This is a genomic window from Salipiger sp. (genome assembly GCF_059781815.1).
The window spans coordinates 1-2,309 of the sequence record NZ_JBYNAH010000381.1; the positions used below are offsets into that span (position 1 = coordinate 1).

Genomic DNA, 2,309 nt, shown 5'->3' on the forward strand with positions numbered 1-2,309 from the left:
GGGGGCGCTGCCCCCGGACCCCCGGGATATTTTCGGCCAGAAGAAGACAGGGGCGGTGCGGCGCGTGAGAATCGCCATGACGGGGGCGGTGCGCCGTGCTAGCTCAGGGCCATGAGCAAACTGCCGACCAAACCGGATATCCTCGACTGGATCGCCGCCAACCCGACCCTCACCTCGAAGCGCGACATTGCCAAGGCTTTCGGCATCAAGGGCGCGGCGCGGATCGACCTCAAGCGCCTGCTCAAGGAGCTGGAGCACGAGGGCCATCTGGAAAAGCGCAAGAAGACCTATCGCGACCCCGACCGCCTGCCCCCGGTGACGGTGCTGCAGATGAAGGCCGCCGACGAGAACGGCGACCAGTTCGCGCAGCCGCTGGAATGGCACGGCGAGGGGGTCGAGCCGACGGTGCTCTTCGTGCCGCGCGCCACCGATCCGGCGCTGGGCGAGGGCGACCGCATCCTCGCGCGGCTGCAGGTGGTGCACGAGGCCGATCACAATTACGAGGCGCGGCTCATCCGGCGCATCGGGGCCAGCCCGCTCAAGGTGGTGGGGATCTTCCGCAAGGGTGCCGAGGGCGGCCGCATCCTGCCCATCGACAAGGGCTCCGACAAGGAATGGACCGTGGCGCCCGACGCCACCCACGGCGCACAGGATGGCGAGTTGGTCGAGGCCGAGCAGGCCGGGCCGCGCGCCACCCGCATGGGCCTGCCGCGGGCGCGCATCGTCATGCGTCTCGGCGATCCCACCGCGCCCAGGGCCGTCTCGCTGATCGCCATCCACCAGCACGGCATCCCCGATGACTTCCCCGAGAAGGTGCTGGCCGAGGCCGACGCGATGAAGCCCGCGGGCCTCAAGGGCCGCACCGACCTGCGTGAGCTGCCGCTGGTCACCATCGACCCGTGGGACGCGCGCGATCACGACGATGCCTGCTTCGCCGAGCCCGACGAGGATCCGAAGAACCAGGGCGGCCACGTGATCTGGGTCGCCATCGCCGACGTGGCGCATTACGTGCGCCCGGGCTCGGAGCTTGATCGCGAGGCGAAGAAACGCGGCAATTCGAGCTATTTCCCCGACCGCGTGGTGCCGATGCTGCCCGACCGGCTCTCGGGCGACCTCTGCTCGCTGCACGAGGGCGTGCCACGCGCCTGCATCGCGGTGCGCATGGTGATCGATGCCGAGGGCAACAAGAAATCCCACAAGTTCGTGCGCGGCCTGATGCGCTCGCCCGCCTCGCTGAACTACCAGGAGGTGCAGGCGGCCTTTGACGGCGAGCCCAACGACAAGACCGGCCCGCTGCTCGAGCCGGTGATCCAGCCGCTCTACGCCGCCTATGCGGCGCTGCGCGAGGCCCGCGCCCGGCGCGAGCCGCTGGATCTCGACCTGCCCGAGCGCAAGGTGGTGCTGAGCGAGGAGGGCAAGGTCACCTCGGTCAACTTTGTCGAGCGTCTCGATGCGCACCGGTTGATCGAGGAGTTCATGATCCTCGCCAATGTCTGCGCCGCCGAGACCCTGATCGCCAAGCGCACGCCGCTGCTGTTCCGGGTCCACGAGGAGCCGCCGCCCGACAAGCTCGAGAGCCTGCGCGAGACCGCCGACGCGGCGGGGCTGACGCTGGCCAAGGGGCAGGTGCTGAAGACCGCGCATCTCAACCGGCTGCTGCATGACGCCGCCGGCAAGGAAGAGGCGGAGCTGATCAACATCGCGACGCTGCGCAGCATGACGCAGGCCTATTACTCGCCGAAGAATTTCGGCCATTTCGGCCTCGCGCTGCAGAACTACGCGCATTTCACCTCGCCGATCCGGCGCTATTCCGATCTCATCGTGCACCGCGGATTGATCAAGGCGCATGGCTGGGGCGATGACGGGCTGAGCGAGCACGAGATCGAGACGCTGGAGCAGACCGCGCAGCATATCTCGGACACCGAACGGCGCTCGATGATGGCCGAGCGCGACACCAATGACCGCTACCTCGCGGCCTTCCTCTCGGATCGCATCGGTGCCGAGTTCGGCGGCCGGATCAGCGGCATCGCCAAGTTCGGCGTGTTCGTGAAGCTCGACGAGACCGGCGCCGACGGGCTGGTGCCGATCCGCAAGCTCGGCAACGAGTATTTCCATTTCGACCGCGAAGCCGGGACGCTGATGGGCGCCGATACCGGGATGATCATCGCTCTGGGGCAGCGCGTGCGGGTCAAGCTGGTGGAGGCTGCGCCGGTCACCGGCGGGATCGCGCTCGACCTGCTCGAGATCGAGGATGCCGAGATCCCGCAGGGGCGCGGCGCGGGCCGGCCCGGGCGCGGACGGGCGCGGGG

General features: G+C 68.8%; 1 protein-coding gene. It reads left to right on the forward strand.

Features of this window, described 5'->3' with window-relative positions; translation table 11 throughout:
* Positions 1-111 precede the first annotated feature (111 nt).
* Positions 112-2,309: ribonuclease R (gene rnr / locus AC6RA4_RS24935; RefSeq protein WP_500164931.1), on the forward strand; the 2,198-nt coding region annotated here is incomplete at its 3' end.